Genomic DNA, 14,698 nt, shown 5'->3' with positions numbered 1-14,698 from the left:
GCCCGTGCAGCAAAAATTCGGCGGAAAGGTGGCGGTACCGAAAACGATCAGCCTGAAGCGCCGCCTTGTGGCAAATCGCCGCTGCGCGCGGATGAGCCGCCTGTTCCGGCGCGCCTCTTGGCACAATCCGCCGCACTGCGTCATAAGGGCGGGGCCATGGCACGCCATCACGACACCATCGAGATCCTGGTCACCGCCCGCCATCTGGAGGCCCAGGGCATCCGTCCGACCACGCGCATGCTGCGGCTGGCGCTGGGCGGCGGCAGCAACGCGGCCATCGCCCAGGCGCTGGCCATGGCTGAGCTGACCCCTCTGGAAGAGCTGATCCGGCGGCGGCGCGACCAGCTCGATCTCGACATTGCCAACGCCCGCCGCGCCCTGGCCGAACTGGAGGCCGAACAGGCCCGGCTGGACGAGCTGGACGACTCCCTGGCCGCGCTGGGCAAGGCTTAGCCGAAAAGGAAAACCCCTCCCCCGGACGGTGCCGGGAGAGGGGTTTGGAACGCCGCGCCGATGCCGGCGAAAGCGCTCAGTTGGTCTGATGCGCCTTGGCGTAGCCGAGCGACTGCAGCGCCTCGGCGATCTCCGGCAGGATGCCGGGATCGTCGATGGTCGCCGGGGTCTTGTAGTCCTGGTTGTCGGCGATCTTCTGCATGGTGCCGCGCAGGATCTTGCCGGAGCGGGTCTTCGGCAGGCGTTCCACCACCACGGCGCGCTTGAAGTCGGCGACCGGGCCGATCTGCTCGCGCACCAGCTGCACCACCTCCTTGACGATCTCCTCGTGCGGACGGGTCACGCCGGCCTTCAGGCAGAGGAAGCCCAGCGGCACCTGCCCCTTCAGATCGTCGGCGACGCCGATGACCGCGCATTCCGCCACGTCCTTGTGGCTGGCCAGAACCTCTTCCATGCCGCCGGTGGACAGGCGGTGGCCGGCGACGTTGATGATGTCGTCGGTGCGGGCCATGATGTAGACGTAGCCGTCGTCGTCGATGAATCCCGCGTCACCGGTCTGGTAGTAGCCGGGATAGTCGGACAGGTACGACTTCCTGTAGCGGTCGTCGGCGTTCCACAGCGTCGGCAGCGTGCCCGGAGGCAGCGGCAGCTTCACGCAGATGGCGCCGATGTCGCCGCGCGGCACCTGCTTGTTCTCGGCGTTCAGGATCTGCACGTCCCAGCCCGGCATCGGGCGGGTGGCGGAGCCGTACTTGATCGGGAAGAGTTGCACGCCCAGCGGGTTGCCGGAGATCGCCCAGCCGGTCTCGGTCTGCCACCAGTGGTCGATGACCGGAACGTTCAGATTGTCCTCGGCCCAATGCAGCGTGTCAGGGTCCGACCGCTCGCCGGCCAGGAACAGGGCGCGGAAGTGCGACAGGTCGTACTTCTTCAGCAGTTCGGCGTTGGGGTCTTCGCGCTTGATGGCGCGGAAGGCGGTCGGGGCGGTGAACAGCGTGCCGATCTTGTGCTGCTCGATCACCCGCCAGAAGGTGCCGGCGTCCGGCGTACCCACCGGCTTGCCCTCGAACACCACCGTGGTGCAGCCGTGCAGCAGCGGGCCGTAGACGATGTAGGAGTGGCCGACCACCCAGCCCACGTCCGACGCCGCCCAATACACCTCGCCCGGCTCGACGTTGTAGATGTTCTTCATCGTCCATTTCAGCGCCACGGCGTGGCCGCCGTTGTCGCGGACGACGCCCTTCGGCTGGCCGGTGGTGCCGGAGGTGTAGAGGATGTAGAGCGGGTCGGTCGCGGCCACCGGAACGCAGTCCGCCGGTTCGGCCTTGGCGACGGCCTCCGCCCAATCCACGTCGCGGCCCTCGACCAGGGTCGCGGTCTCCTGCGGGCGCTGGAAGACGATGACGCTGGACGGCTTGTGCTCCGCCTGCTCGATGGCGGCGTCGAGCATCGGCTTGTACTTGACGACGCGGTTCGGCTCGATGCCGCAGGAGGCCGAGACGATGGCCTTCGGCCGGGAGTCGTTGATGCGGGTCGCCAGTTCGTGCGGGGCGAAGCCGCCGAACACCACCGAATGCACGGCGCCGAGACGCGCGCAGGCCAGCATCGCGACCAGCGACTGCGGGATCATCGGCATGTAGAGGATGACGCGGTCGCCCTTCTCCACGCCCTGGGCGCGCAGCGCGCCGGCGAAGCGGGCGACCTGATCCTGAAGCTCGGCGTAGGTGATGGTCTGCACGGTCTTGGTGACCGGGCTGTCGTAGATGATCGCCGCTTGGGCGCCGCGTCCGGCCTCCACATGACGATCGACGGCGTTGTAGCAGGTGTTCAGGACGCCGCCGGTGAACCAGCGGTAGAAGGGCGCGTTGCTGTCGTCCAGCACCTTGTCCCAGCGCTTGATCCAGGTGATGTCTTCCGCCGCCTCGCCCCAGAATCCGTCGGGGTCGGACAGGGAACGGGCGTGGATCTGGTTGTAGCGATCGGCCGAGCTTTGGCTCATGGGGGGCGTCCCTTATATTTTGTTTGGTTCGCGTTTCTCCGCAGCCGCGCAATGAACGTTCACGCAGCGGCCCCAATCTGCGTCAAATCTGCATCGTTTGGCAAACGGCATTCCGGAAGGTGCGGCGGGCTGTCGCACCACTTTGGTGAGTGCCGGACCCGCCCGCCGCCCTTTCGGCGGGTGTTACCGTTCCAGTTGCAGGAAGCCGGCGGCCAGTGCCGCGCCGCAGAAGCCGACATCCTCGATGTAGGTCTTCGTCTCCGACACCCGCACCCGCCCGCAGGGGCGCTGCGGGTTGCCGGTGTCGATGGGCATGACGTGGCCGACGTCCTTCAGCAGAACCGTCTTCACCCACAGCGCGTTGGCGCCCGCCGGGGCGTAGCCCTGCCGCACGGCGCGCGCCGGCCAGGACGGCTCCTGCCCGATGACCACGGGGGCATCCGCCTTCAGCCCATGGAAGGCCGTCCATTGGTTGGTCAGGTAGAGGGCGTTCTGCGGGTCGACGGTGCAGTCCGCCGTCCCCTGGACGATCAGCACGCGCGGACGCCCCACGGGGTGCCGGGCGCGCTGGACCGCCTTCGTCCAGTCGCCGCGGTCGTAGCCGCCGGAGCGCGCCTTCACCTCGGCGCAGGCGCGCATAACCGAGATGCCGCAGAGCGACGCGGCCGACTGCATGCTCTGGGCGCACAGTGCCGGAACGCCAGCGAAGAGCGCCCCGCCCGCGAAGACCTGCGGGAAGTCGGCCAGCAGGGTTGCCGCCATGCCCGCCCCCGCCGACAGGCCGGTGACCGACACCTGGTCCGCGTCCACCGCCGGGCCGTCGGCGCCTAGCTCCTTGCCGGAGACGACCGCGCCGACCATCGAGGCGATGGCCGCCGCCTCGCGCGGCACGAAGCCCTTCAGCGGGCTGTTCAGCCGGTCGGCGAAATTGAAGCAGCCGAGAGGGTTGCCGTAACGCCCGAAGCCTCCCGTCCCCACCATCGAGAACAGGTTGTGCTTCTGCGCCGGCAGCAGGACGACGAAGCCATGGGCCTCGGCCAAGTCCTTCCAGCCCGAATCCTCGAAGAAGGTGCGGGCGTCCTGCTCGCAGCCGTGCAGCAGGACCAGCAGGGGCACCGTGCCGCGAGCCCGCGCGCTGTCCGGCACATAGACCAGGGCCGACAGGGCGGTGCCCTGCGCGTCGTAGGCGCTGGCGGGCAGTTCGACCGGGACCGGCGCCGCGGCGACGGGAAGAAGCCACGACAAGAGGAAGAACGCCGCCAAAACCGGCTTTCGTAAGCGCACCAACAATGTCATCGCCGCCCTCCCTTTCCCGATCCGGCGGTTTGATTCGCAAGGCTGCAAGTCATCCCACACTTACCTATGGAAGACGCGCAACAATCACTTGTGAACTGGTAATTTTCTTGATGTCTGTCCAACCACATACTTGCGTATGGCTGCGTTCATTTTTCGCAGGCCGCGACCTGCTGTCCCGCATCCTCCCCGTCGCTGGCGGCCTTGTCTCTGGCCTAATGCGGACCGGAGCGCTATGCATGGTCCCATGAGCAGCGACCCGCCCGTCTTCGGCATCCGCCCGATCCTGACCGTCGTCCACCCGAACGGCGAACGGCTGATCGTGGCACGGCTGACCAGTCTCGGCGGGTCCAGCCAGTCCAACCGCTTCGTCCTGCGCCGCGCCGATTTCCGCGCGCCTTGGGAGCAGCCGGACAAGGGCTATTTCGGCTATGCGGAGGTCGCCCGCGCGCTGGACGCCAACGGCTGGCGCGGCTGCGCCATCGAGGCGATGCCCACCACCGACCTCGAGGAGCGGCGGACCCGCCAGCTCGCCCGCAAGAAGCTGCACCTGCAATGCGTGGAGGCGGCGATCCGCCGCGCGCAGGAAAGCCAGGCCCGCTGAGCGGACGCCGCAGCGCAGCCTTCCCCCGCACCCGCCCGGCGCTTATATCCCGTTCCAAAGCTCAGAACAGCCAATCCTCAGAACGGCCAAAGCCCAGAACGGAGGGACAGATGACCCGCAGCGCCACCCGGCACCCGATTGGCGATTTTCCTGGCGCTCCCCAGACCACGATGCCCGACTCCGCCCTGGCCGCCACGGGGGACGGCCCGGACCTCGGCACCCTGCCCTCCTGGGACCTGACCGACCTCTATCCGGGCATGGACTCGCCGGAGCTGAAGGCCGACCTGGAGCGGATGGAACGCGCGTCCAAGGACTTCTATGAGAAATACGCGACCAAGCTGGCCGGGCTGGACGGCGACGCCTTCGCCGCCGCCATCCGCGCGTACGAGCACATCGACGAGGTGCTGTCGCGGGTGATGTCCTATGCCGGGCTGGTCTACAACGGCAACATGACCGACCCGGCCATCGCCAAGTTCTACCAGTCGGCGCAGGAGCGGGTGAACGGCATCTCCACCCACCTCGTCTTCTTCACGCTGGAGATCAACCGGCTGGAGGACAAGGTTCTGGACGCCAAGCTGAAGGCGTCGAAGGACCTCGCCCGCTACGCCCCCTGGCTGCGCGACGTCCGGCTGTTCCGCGAGCACCAGCTCTCCGACGAGGTGGAGCGCCTGCTCCACGAGAAGCATGTGGTCGGGCGCGCCGCCTGGAACCGCCTGTTCGACGAGACGATCGCCAGCCTGCGCTTCCCCATCGGCGGCAAGGAGCTGACCTGTGCGGAGGCGCTGAACCGCCTGTCCGACCGCCGTCCGGAGGTCCGCAAGGAGGCCGGGACGGTGATCGGCCGGGTGATGGGCGACAACATCCGCCTGTTCGCCCTGGTCACCAACACGCTGGCCAAGGACAAGGAGATCGACGACAAGTGGCGCAACTATAAGGCGCCCACGTCGGCCCGCAACCTGTCCAACCGCGTCGAGGACGAGGTGGTGGACGCGCTGGCCACGGCGGTGAAGGACGCCTACCCGGCCCTGTCCCACCGCTACTACGCGATGAAGGCCAAGTGGTTCGGCCAGGACCATCTGGATTACTGGGACCGCAACGCGCCGCTTCCCGACGACACCGACCGCAGCATCCGCTGGGACGAGGCGCGCGATCTGGTTCTGGGCGCCTATGGCCGCTTCTCGCCGGATCTCGCGGCGCTCGGCAAGCGCTTCTTCGACAACGCCTGGATCGACGCGCCGGTGCGCCCCGGCAAGGCGCCGGGCGCCTTCGCCCACCCCACGGTGCCCAGCGTCCACCCCTATCTCCTGGTCAACTACCAGGGCAAGACGCGCGACGTGATGACGCTGGCGCATGAGCTGGGCCACGGGGTGCACCAGATCCTGGCCGGCGGCCAGGGGCACCTGCTGTCCGACACGCCGCTGACCCTGGCGGAGACCGCGTCGGTGTTCGGCGAGATGCTGACCTTCCGCGCCCTGCTCGACCGCGAGACCGACCCGAAACGCCGCAAGATCATGCTGGCCTCCAAGGTCGAGGACATGCTGAACACGGTGGTCCGCCAGATCGCCTTTTTCGACTTCGAGCGCCGCGTCCACACCGAGCGCCGCGAGGGCGAACTGACCGCCGAGCGGCTGGGCGAAATCTGGATGGCGGTGCAGACCGAAAGCCTCGGCCCGGCGTTGCGCTTCGACGAGGACTACCGGAACTACTGGTCCTACATCCCGCACTTCATCCACTCGCCCTTCTACGTCTACGCCTACGCGTTCGGGGACTGTCTGGTGAACTCGCTCTACGCGGTCTACCAGGAGTCGGAGAAGGGCTTCGCGGAGAAGTACTTGGCGATGCTGTCGGCGGGCGGCACGCTGAGGCATCAGGAGCTTCTGGCCCCCTTCGGGCTGGACGCCAGCGACCCGGCCTTCTGGCAGAAGGGGCTGAACGTCATCCGCGGCTTTGTTGACGAGCTGGAAAATCAGTCCTGACCGGGCTTTCTTGACGGACGTCAAGAATCCCCAATCGGGGGATGGGTATGGTGGCCTCCAATGATCCCTTCGGAGAGCACCATGCCCACCCTCTCGATCCCCGCCTGGAGCCCGTCCCTGGAAGTCGGCAACGCCATCATCGATGCCGACCACAAGGAAACCGTCGAGTTGCTGAACGACGCCGCCAAGGCGTCGGACGCCGACCTGCCCGCCCATTTCACCGCCTTCGCCCAGCATCTCCGCGACCATCTGGCCCGCGAGGAGGAGCTGATGCACCAGTACGGCTTCCCGCCGACTCCCATTCACGTGCACGAGCACAACCGCGTCCGCCTGGAGCTGGAAGGCATCGCCAAGCGCTTGGACGCCGGGAATCTGGCTCTGGTCCGCGGCTATCTGACCGAAGTCGTGCCGAAGTGGTTCATCAACCACAAGAACACCATGGACAGCGCCACCGCCGCCTGGATCCGCAGCCAGGGCGGCTGAGCCGCTGTCCTCCACCGTCAAAGCCGCGCAGACACCGAATTGAGGGGTGGCTCCGTCCGGAAGAACACCGGAGGGAGTCCTTTCCCGGATGGCCTGAACATGGGCGAAACTTTACCCTTGTTGCGCCGATCCACTCCGGATATTCGCGAAAATTGCTGCTTTGACGTGGGAGGTGCTTGATGGGCGAATTCACGCTTCGCACCGCCGACCGGCGGGACGCGACCCTTTCCGAGGAGGCCGTCAACGATCTTGCCGCCCGTCTGCGCGGCCCGCTGCTGACCCCGCAGTCGCCGGGCTATGACGAGGCCCGGACGATCTGGAACGCCATGATCGACCGCCGGCCCGGCCTGATCGCCCGCTGCGCCGGTGCCGCCGACGTCATGCAGGCGGTGCGCTTCGCGCGGGAGAACGGGCTGCTGGTCTCGGTGCGCGGCGGCGGTCACAACATCGCCGGCAACTCCCTGTGCGACGGCGGTCTGCTGATCGACCTCGGCGCCTTGCGCTTCGTCCATGTCGATCCGGTCAGCCGGACCGCGCGGGTGGCTCCGGGCGCCACGCTGGGCGATCTCGACCGGGAGACGCAGGCCTTCGGGCTGGCCGTGCCGGTCGGCATCAACTCGACCACCGGCATCGCCGGGCTGACGCTGGGCGGCGGATTCGGCTGGCTGACCCGAAAATACGGGCTGACGGTGGACAATCTGCTGGGCGCCGACGTGGTCACCGCCGACGGCAAGTTCCTGCGGGCCAGCGCCGACGAGAACGCCGACCTCTTCTGGGCCATCCGCGGCGGCGGCGGCAATTTCGGGGTCGTCACCTCCTTCACCTTCCGCCTGCACCCCGTGGGACCGATGGTGTTTGCCGGGCTGGTCGTCCATCCCTTCGCGGGGGCCGGTGACCTGATGCGCCGCTACCGCGACGCGACGGCGGCCCTGCCGGACGAGGCCACCGCCTGGATGGTGCTGCGCAAGGCACCGCCCCTGCCTTTCCTGCCGCCGGACGTGCACGGCAGGGAAGTGGTGGTCATGCCGGTGATTTACGCCGGAGAGGACGAGGCGGCGGCCCGCAAGGCGCTGGAACCGGTGCTGTCGCTGGGCACGCCGGTCGGCGAACATATCGGACTCATGCCCTACGCGGCGTGGCAGGCGGCCTTCGATCCGCTTCTGGTGCCGGGCGCGCGGAACTACTGGAAATCGCAGAACTTCACCGGGCTGGAGGACGGGCTGATCGACCTGCTGGTCGAGGAGGCCGGACGTCTTCCCTCCGACCAGTGCGAGATTTTCGTCGGCCTGCTTGGCGCGGCGGCTAACCGCGTGCCGGCGGACGCCACCGCCTACCCGCACCGCGACGCCCTGTTCGTCATGAACGTCCACGCGCGCTGGAACACCCCGCCGGAGGACAGCGCCTGCATCCAGTGGGCGCGCGGCGTTTCCGACCGCACCGCCCGCTACGCAACGGGCGGCGTCTATGTGAACTTCGTCACGGACGACGAACAGCGCGTCCAGGCCGCCTACGGGCCGAACTACGAACGCCTGCGGGCGTTGAAGGCCACATACGACCCGGCCAACCTGTTCTGCGTGAACCAGAACATCGCGCCGAGCGGGTGACGGTGCCGGTGCGTTCCGGTTTCGTCCAGCCTGGGACTCGCCTTTCGGCCTCGCCGCACCCACCTATTCGGCATGCCGAACACGGATGAGAACAGGCTTGGCGGCCGGATCGCGCGGTATGCGCGGGTCGGAACCGCCGTGGGGGGCCTTGCGGCCCGTTTCGCCGGAGAACGGGTGCTGGGCATCCCCCTGGAGCGGGATCGCCACGCCGCCGAACTGCGCGCCGCGCTGGGCGGGCTGAAGGGACCGCTGATGAAGGTGGCGCAACTGCTGTCCACCATCCCCGACGCCCTGCCCCGCGAGTATGTGCAGGAGCTGTCGCAGCTCCAGGCCGACGCGCCGTCGATGGGCTGGCCCTTCGTCAAGCGCCGCATGGCGAGCGAGCTGGGCCCCGCCTGGCACAAGCGCTTCCGCCACTTCGAGCAGACCGCCGCCGCGGCCGCCTCGCTGGGGCAGGTGCACCGGGCCGTCGGGCTGGACGGGCACAACCTCGCTTGCAAGCTCCAGTACCCGGACATGGCCTCCGCCGTGGAGGCGGACCTGCGCCAGCTCGGCCTGATCTTCGCCATCTTCGAGCGCACCGACAGCGCCATCTCCACCAAGCAGATCCAGGCGGAGATCGGCGCCCGGCTGCGCGAGGAGCTGGATTATGAGCGCGAGGCCAAGCACGCCCGCCTCTACCGCGCCATGCTGGCCGACACCTCCGGCGTGCATGTGCCGGCGGTGGTGCCGGAGCTGTCCACCCGCCGCCTGCTGACGCTGGAATGGGTGGAGGGGCGCAAGATCCTCGACTTCGTCAAGGACCATCCGGACGCCCGCGACGCGTTGGCGATGAACATGTTCCGGGCCTGGTACGTGCCCTTCTATGGCTATGGCATCATCCACGGCGACCCGCATCTGGGGAACTACACGGTGCGGCCCGACCGCGGGATCAACCTGCTGGATTTCGGCTGCGTCCGCGTCTTCCCGGCCCGCTTCGTGAAGGGGGTGATCGACCTCTACGACGCGCTGCAGACCGGCAACCAGGACAAGGCGGTGGAGGCCTACCGCACCTGGGGCTTCGCCAACCCGTCCAAGGAGCTGGTGGACGTGCTGAACATCTGGGCGCGCTTCGTCTACGCCCCGATCATGGACGACCGTGCCCGCCGCATCGAGGAGACCAACTCCGGCCATTACGGCCGCGAGACCGCCGCCAAGGTCCATGCCGAGCTGCGCCGCGTCGGCGGGGTGGAGGTGCCGCGGGAGTTCGTCTTCATGGACCGCGCGGCCATCGGGCTGGGCTCCGTCTTCCTGCATCTCCAGGCCGAGGTGAACTGGTACCGGCTGTTCCAGGAGATGATCCAGGGCTTCGACGTGGACGTCCTGCACGCCCGCCAGACCGCCGCCCTGTCCGCCCAGGCCCTCCCTTTGCCCGAGTGAAGCCCGACTCGTAATGCTTCCCCCGTCCCACCGCTTTGGTCTATACGAGCGGCTCCCATGAAGACCGCCGATTTCGACTTCGACCTTCCGCCGGACCGCATCGCCGAGCATCCGGCCAAGCCGCGTGACGCCGCCCGTCTGCTCGACGTGGCGGAGCGTCTGCACGACCGCACCGTGCGCGACCTGCCCGCCCTGCTGGAGCCGGGCGACCTGATGGTCGTTAACGACACCCGCGTCATCCCCGCCCGGCTGGACGGCCGGCGCGGCGAGGTGCGGGTCGAGATCACGCTCCACAAGCGCGAGGGCGAACGGGAATGGGCGACCTTCGCCCGCCCCGGCAAGCGGCTGAAGCCCGGCGACGTGATCGCCATCGCCGACGACCTCAATGCGGAGGTGGTCGCCAAGGACGGGATGGAGGTGCGCCTGCGCTTCTCCAAGGGCGGGCCGGAGCTGATGGAGGCGCTGCACCGCCACGGCCGGATGCCGCTGCCGCCCTACATCCGGCGCGAGGCGGACGAGCAGGACGCGGCGGACTACCAGACCGTCTTCGCCGCGCGCGAGGGCGCCGTGGCCGCCCCCACCGCCGGCCTCCACTTCACGCCGGAGCTTCTGGCGGCGCTCGACGCCCGCGGCATCCGCCGCGTTCCGGTCACGCTTCATGTCGGGGCGGGAACCTTCCTGCCGGTCAAGGTGGACGACATCGCCGACCACCGCATGCACAGCGAGTGGGGCGAGATCTCCGCCGAGACGGCCGAGGCCATCAACGCCACCCGCGCCGCCGGCGGACGGATCGTGTCGGTCGGCACCACCGCGCTGCGCGTCCTGGAGACGGCGGGGCTGGACGACCGCAGCATCCGGGCCTTCAGCGGCGACACCGACATCTTCATCACCCCCGGCTACCGCTTCAAGATCGTGGACCTGCTGTTGACCAACTTCCACCTGCCCCGCTCCACCCTGTTCATGCTGGTCTGCGCCTTCGCGGGCATGGACCGGATGAAGGCGGCCTACGCGCACGCCATCGCCCAGAATTATCGTTTCTTCAGCTACGGCGACGCGTCGCTGCTCCGGAGGGTGTGATGACCGGGATCGGGTTCGAGCTTCTGAAGACCGACGGGCGCGCCCGGCGCGGGCGGGTGTCCACCGCGCACGGCGTCATCAACACCCCGGCCTTCATGCCCGTGGGCACCGCCGCCACCGTCAAGGCGATGACCACCGACGCGGTGAAGTCCACCGGCGCCGAAATCCTGCTGGGCAACACCTACCACCTGATGCTGCGCCCCACGGCGGAGCGCGTCGGGCAGCTGGGCGGGCTGCACCGCTTCATGAACTGGGACAAGCCGATCCTGACGGACAGTGGCGGCTTCCAGGTCATGTCCCTGTCGGACCTGCGCACCATGACCGAGGAGGGGGTGACCTTCAAATCCCACCTCGACGGCAGCAAGCACCACCTGACGCCGGAACGCTCGATCCAGATCCAGCACCTGCTGGACAGCAACATCACCATGTGCCTGGACGAGTGCACCCCCTTCCCGGCGACGGAGGCGCAGGCGGCCAGCTCCATGCGCCTGTCGATGCGCTGGGCCAGGCGCAGCAAGGACGCCTTCGTCGAGCGGCCCGGCTACGGCCTGTTCGGCATCGTCCAGGGCGGCGTCTACGCCGACCTGCGGGCGGAGAGCGTGGCGGCCCTGACCGACATCGGCTTCGACGGCTACGCCATCGGCGGGCTGGCCGTGGGCGAGGGCCAGGAGACGATGTTCACCGTGCTCGACTTCACCGAGCCGCTCATGGTCACGGACCGCCCGCGCTACCTGATGGGCGTCGGCCGTCCCAGCGACCTGATCGGCGCGGTGCGGCGCGGCGTCGACATGTTCGACTGCGTGATGCCCACCCGCTCGGGCCGCACCGGGCAGGCCTTCGTGCGCCGCGGCACCATCAACATCCGCAACGCCCGCCACGCCCACGACGAGCGCCCGCTCGACGAGGAGTGCGGCTGCCCGACGTGCCGCAACCACAGTCGCGCCTATCTGCACCACCTGTTCAAGGCGGGCGAGATGCTGGGGCCGATGCTGCTGACCTGGCACAACCTGCATTACTACCAGGACCTGATGGCCGAGCTTCGGCAGGCCATCGAGGACGGCCGCTTCGAAGAGGTCGCGGGCGCGCTGGAGGCCCGCCTGAACGAGGGCGACATCCCGGCCACCGAAGACCCTCTGGCCGCCCTGAAGGCGAAGCCGGCCAAGCTGGCGAAGCCCACGAAGAAGGAGCCGATCGATGTCTGAGACCATCTACGCCGGCCTGACCCAGCTCGGCGGCGCCACAATCCAGCCGAAGACGCCGGAAGAGGCGGTGCTGGAGCGTGTGCCGAACCCGAACCCCGGCGAAAACTACGTCGTGCGCTTCACCGCGCCGGAATTCACCTCGCTCTGCCCGATCACCGGCCAGCCGGACTTCGCCCATCTGGTCATCGACTACGTGCCGGGCGAATGGCTGGTGGAATCCAAGTCCCTCAAGCTCTTCCTGACCAGCTTCCGCAACCACGGCGCCTTCCACGAGGCTTGCACCGTCGGCATCGGCAAGCGTCTGGTGGATGAGCTGAAGCCGGTGTGGCTGCGCATCGGCGGCTACTGGTACCCGCGCGGCGGCATCCCCATCGACGTCTTCTACGCCACCGGCGAGCCGCCGAAGGGCGTGTGGATTCCGTCGCAGGACGTCCAGACCTACCGCGGCCGCGGCTGATCCGGAACATCCCTCGCAGACGTTCCCTCCCCCTCCGGGGAGAGGGGCAAGCAGCTCACAACCACCATGTCCGATCCAGCGACCTCCACCCGCGAAGCGATCCGCGACCGCGCCCTGTCGCTGGGCTTCGACGCGGTCGGCTTCGCGCGGGCGGAGCTGGGTGGTGAGGCCAGGGAGCGGCTGGCCGAGTTCCTGCGCCAGGGCCGGCACGGCGACATGGGCTGGATGGCCGACCGGGCCGACCAGCGCGCCCATCCCCAAGCCCTCTGGGCGGAGGCGCGCACCGTCATCGCGCTCGGCACCAGCTACGCCCCGGCGGAGGACCCGCGCGCCCTGCTCGCCCATCCCGACCGGGGCGTCGTATCGGTCTATGCGAAGAACCGCGACTATCACGACCTCATCAAGGGCCGGCTGAAGACGCTGGGCCAATGGCTCGCCCATCGCTACAAGGCGGAGCTGAAGGTCTTCGTGGACACCGCCCCGGTCATGGAGAAGCCGCTCGCCGAGAAGGCCGGGCTGGGCTGGCAGGGCAAGCACACCAACCTCGTGTCGCGCTCCCACGGCTCCTGGCTGTTCCTGGGCGAGGTCTACACGACGCTGGAGCTGCCGCCGGACCCGCCGGGGGTGGACCGCTGCGGCCAGTGCCGCCGCTGCCTGGACGCCTGCCCCACCGCCGCCTTCCCCGCCCCCAACCAGCTGGACGCGCGGCGCTGCGTCTCCTATCTGACCATCGAGCACAAGGGGCCGATCCCGGAAGAGCTGCGCCCGCTGATGGGCAACCGCATCTACGGCTGCGACGATTGCCTGGCCGCCTGCCCCTGGAACAAGTTCGCCAAACGCTCGCGCGAGGCGGCCTTCCTGCCGCGGGCGGAGCTGACGGCGCCGCGGCTGGCCGATCTGGCGCAGTTGGACGACGCAGGGTTCCGGCAGGTCTTCAGCGGATCGCCGATCAAGCGGATCGGCCGCGACCGCTTCGTGCGCAACGTCCTGGTGGCCCTGGGCAACAGCGGCGACGCCCGCCACGCCGCAACAGCCGAACGCCTGCTGGACGACCCCAGCGACGTGGTGCGCGACGCGGCGGGCTGGGCGCTGGAGCGGCTCAGGGCCGCCCCACCTCCCTCCGCCCCTTCAGACTGAACCAGAGCGGGCCGCCGGGCAAGGACGACACGGTGACCGACAGGCCGATCATCAACGACAGGGCCAGCGCTTCGGTGGCGCCGAGGCCATAGAGCGCGAAGCCGGCGACGAAAGCCCCCTCCCGCACACCCCAACCGTTCAGCGAGATGGGCAACGCCGCCGCGAAGATGGTCATCGGCACCACAGCGAGCGCGTCCAGCGGCCGCATGGGGATGTCCAGCGCGTGGGCGTAGGCGATCACCGCGACGATCGTGCACAGATGCACCGCCGCGCTGTGGGCGAGCCCGACCAGCGCCATTCGGCTGAGCAGGGCGCCGCGCAGCCGGGCCACCTGCGCCCGCGCCGCCCGCACCGGCGGGCGCATCAGGAAGTCCGGCAACGGCATGCGGTCCACCTGAAGCCCCGCCACGAGGCCGAGGGCGAGCAGGAACACCGCCGCGGGACCGGCCCAGGCGACCGACGGCGGCGCCGTCGCGACCAGATGCGGCAAGCCGAGGAACAGCAGCAGGATGCAGCCGGTCAGCGCGAGCAGCCGGTCCAGAACCAGGGCCACCACCACGGCGGTTGAGGAGGCCCCGCCGCGGTAGGTCAACCAGCCGCGCACCACGTCGCCGCCCAGCGCCCCCGGCAACACTTGCCCGAAGAACAGGCTGGTGAACATCAGCCGGATCGCCAGCCACCGCGACACCCGCTCGCCCGCGGCATGCAGGGCGTCGCGCCATCGTTCCCCGGCGAAGACCACGGCCAGCAGCTTCGCCAGGAAGCCGGCGGCCATCCAGACCGGTTCGGCGTCGGCGACGCGCGCCAGAAGCGACGGCCAATCCGCCTTGAATCCCAGCACGCCGAGGACCGCCAGCGTGACCGCCAGCTTCGCCAGCAGCATCAGCCGCCCGCCCGACTTTCCGGCGGGAAGGGTCTGTGCGTCGGTGGGCATGGCGCTGATGTCCGGGCTGGTCAAAACCTGCGCGACTCCTGTGAAATCAACGGCTCCACT

At 68.9% G+C, this 14,698-nt stretch carries 13 protein-coding genes; 10 read left to right on the top strand and 3 right to left on the bottom strand.

What is annotated here, in order from left to right; all coding sequences use genetic code 11:
- Positions 1–156: 156 nt before the first annotated feature.
- Complete coding sequence (locus ABVN73_RS03570; RefSeq protein WP_353858961.1) at positions 157–453, top strand: hypothetical protein; 297 nt, start codon at positions 157–159, stop codon at positions 451–453.
- Between the two features lie 76 nt (positions 454–529).
- Here the strand turns inward: ABVN73_RS03570 and ABVN73_RS03565 are convergent, their stop codons facing one another.
- Together ABVN73_RS03565 and ABVN73_RS03560 are read right to left on the bottom strand one after the other, a co-directional pair.
- Positions 530–2,452 carry a propionyl-CoA synthetase gene (locus tag ABVN73_RS03565; RefSeq protein WP_353858960.1) on the bottom strand — a complete coding sequence of 641 codons (1,923 nt, stop codon included), beginning with the start codon at positions 2,450–2,452 and terminating at the stop codon, positions 530–532.
- 183 nt (positions 2,453–2,635) lie between these two features.
- Positions 2,636–3,697, bottom strand: a complete 1,062-nt coding sequence (locus ABVN73_RS03560) for a PHB depolymerase family esterase (protein WP_353858959.1) — start codon at positions 3,695–3,697, stop codon at positions 2,636–2,638.
- A gap of 295 nt (positions 3,698–3,992) precedes the next feature.
- On the opposite strand from ABVN73_RS03560, the gene ABVN73_RS03555 reads away from it, so the two are divergent.
- The 9 genes from ABVN73_RS03555 (at position 3,993) to queG (ending at position 13,704) form a co-directional block, all read left to right on the top strand.
- Positions 3,993–4,349, top strand: a complete 357-nt coding sequence (locus ABVN73_RS03555; RefSeq protein WP_353858958.1) for a hypothetical protein — start codon at positions 3,993–3,995, stop codon at positions 4,347–4,349.
- A gap of 170 nt (positions 4,350–4,519) precedes the next feature.
- Positions 4,520–6,325 carry a M3 family oligoendopeptidase gene (locus ABVN73_RS03550; RefSeq protein ID WP_353859455.1) on the top strand — a complete coding sequence of 602 codons (1,806 nt, stop codon included), beginning with the start codon at positions 4,520–4,522 and terminating at the stop codon, positions 6,323–6,325.
- Between the two features lie 81 nt (positions 6,326–6,406).
- The gene (locus ABVN73_RS03545) at positions 6,407–6,808 is read left to right on the top strand and encodes a hemerythrin domain-containing protein (RefSeq protein ID WP_353858957.1); all 402 of its coding nucleotides are present in this window, start codon (positions 6,407–6,409) and stop codon (positions 6,806–6,808) included.
- Positions 6,809–6,987: 179 nt separating this feature from the next.
- Positions 6,988–8,412, top strand: a complete 1,425-nt coding sequence (locus ABVN73_RS03540) for an FAD-binding oxidoreductase (RefSeq protein WP_353858956.1) — start codon at positions 6,988–6,990, stop codon at positions 8,410–8,412.
- A 72-nt stretch (positions 8,413–8,484) separates the two neighbouring features.
- Positions 8,485–9,831 (top strand): AarF/UbiB family protein, encoded by a 1,347-nt coding sequence (locus ABVN73_RS03535; RefSeq protein ID WP_353858955.1) that lies wholly within the window; start codon positions 8,485–8,487, stop codon positions 9,829–9,831.
- A gap of 57 nt (positions 9,832–9,888) precedes the next feature.
- A complete protein-coding gene (queA, locus tag ABVN73_RS03530; RefSeq protein WP_353858954.1) occupies positions 9,889–10,908 on the top strand; it encodes a tRNA preQ1(34) S-adenosylmethionine ribosyltransferase-isomerase QueA in 1,020 nt (339 codons plus the stop codon).
- Positions 10,908–12,110, top strand: coding sequence for a tRNA guanosine(34) transglycosylase Tgt (gene tgt / locus ABVN73_RS03525; protein ID WP_353858953.1), 1,203 nt, complete (start codon positions 10,908–10,910; stop codon positions 12,108–12,110). The genes queA and tgt overlap by 1 nt, the downstream gene beginning before the upstream one ends.
- The gene (gene queF / locus ABVN73_RS03520; RefSeq protein ID WP_353858952.1) at positions 12,103–12,567 is read left to right on the top strand and encodes a preQ(1) synthase; all 465 of its coding nucleotides are present in this window, start codon (positions 12,103–12,105) and stop codon (positions 12,565–12,567) included. Before tgt ends, queF begins: the two co-directional genes overlap by 8 nt.
- A 66-nt stretch (positions 12,568–12,633) precedes the next feature.
- Positions 12,634–13,704: a tRNA epoxyqueuosine(34) reductase QueG gene (gene queG, locus ABVN73_RS03515; protein ID WP_353858951.1), complete on the top strand. Its 1,071-nt coding sequence runs from the start codon at positions 12,634–12,636 to the stop codon at positions 13,702–13,704.
- Here queG and ABVN73_RS03510 read toward each other — a convergent pair.
- Entirely contained in the window at positions 13,667–14,638 is a 972-nt protein-coding gene (locus ABVN73_RS03510) for a lysylphosphatidylglycerol synthase transmembrane domain-containing protein (RefSeq protein ID WP_353858950.1), read from the bottom strand. The genes queG and ABVN73_RS03510 overlap by 38 nt on opposite strands.
- Positions 14,639–14,698 lie beyond the last annotated feature (60 nt).

This window comes from Azospirillum formosense, from assembly GCF_040500525.1.
In the GTDB taxonomy this organism is placed as follows: domain Bacteria; phylum Pseudomonadota; class Alphaproteobacteria; order Azospirillales; family Azospirillaceae; genus Azospirillum; species Azospirillum formosense_A.
Note: the sequence above shows the minus strand (reverse complement) of the source record. Positions and strands in the feature narration are given on the sequence as shown.

Excerpts from the sequence above, each read along its gene's own strand:
- ABVN73_RS03570 (WP_353858961.1), top strand. The coding sequence starts at position 157 with ATGGCACGCCATCACGACACCATCGAGATCCTGGTCACCGCCCGCCAT.
- ABVN73_RS03535 (WP_353858955.1), top strand. The coding sequence starts at position 8,485 with ATGCCGAACACGGATGAGAACAGGCTTGGCGGCCGGATCGCGCGGTAT.
- ABVN73_RS03510 (WP_353858950.1), bottom strand. The coding sequence starts at position 14,638 with ATGCCCACCGACGCACAGACCCTTCCCGCCGGAAAGTCGGGCGGGCGG.
- tgt (WP_353858953.1), top strand. The coding sequence starts at position 10,908 with ATGACCGGGATCGGGTTCGAGCTTCTGAAGACCGACGGGCGCGCCCGG.
- queG (WP_353858951.1), top strand. The coding sequence starts at position 12,634 with ATGTCCGATCCAGCGACCTCCACCCGCGAAGCGATCCGCGACCGCGCC.
- queF (WP_353858952.1), top strand. The coding sequence starts at position 12,103 with ATGTCTGAGACCATCTACGCCGGCCTGACCCAGCTCGGCGGCGCCACA.
- ABVN73_RS03540 (WP_353858956.1), top strand. The coding sequence starts at position 6,988 with ATGGGCGAATTCACGCTTCGCACCGCCGACCGGCGGGACGCGACCCTT.
- ABVN73_RS03565 (WP_353858960.1), bottom strand. The coding sequence starts at position 2,452 with ATGAGCCAAAGCTCGGCCGATCGCTACAACCAGATCCACGCCCGTTCC.
- queA (WP_353858954.1), top strand. The coding sequence starts at position 9,889 with ATGAAGACCGCCGATTTCGACTTCGACCTTCCGCCGGACCGCATCGCC.
- ABVN73_RS03545 (WP_353858957.1), top strand. The coding sequence starts at position 6,407 with ATGCCCACCCTCTCGATCCCCGCCTGGAGCCCGTCCCTGGAAGTCGGC.
- ABVN73_RS03550 (WP_353859455.1), top strand. The coding sequence starts at position 4,520 with ATGCCCGACTCCGCCCTGGCCGCCACGGGGGACGGCCCGGACCTCGGC.
- ABVN73_RS03555 (WP_353858958.1), top strand. The coding sequence starts at position 3,993 with ATGAGCAGCGACCCGCCCGTCTTCGGCATCCGCCCGATCCTGACCGTC.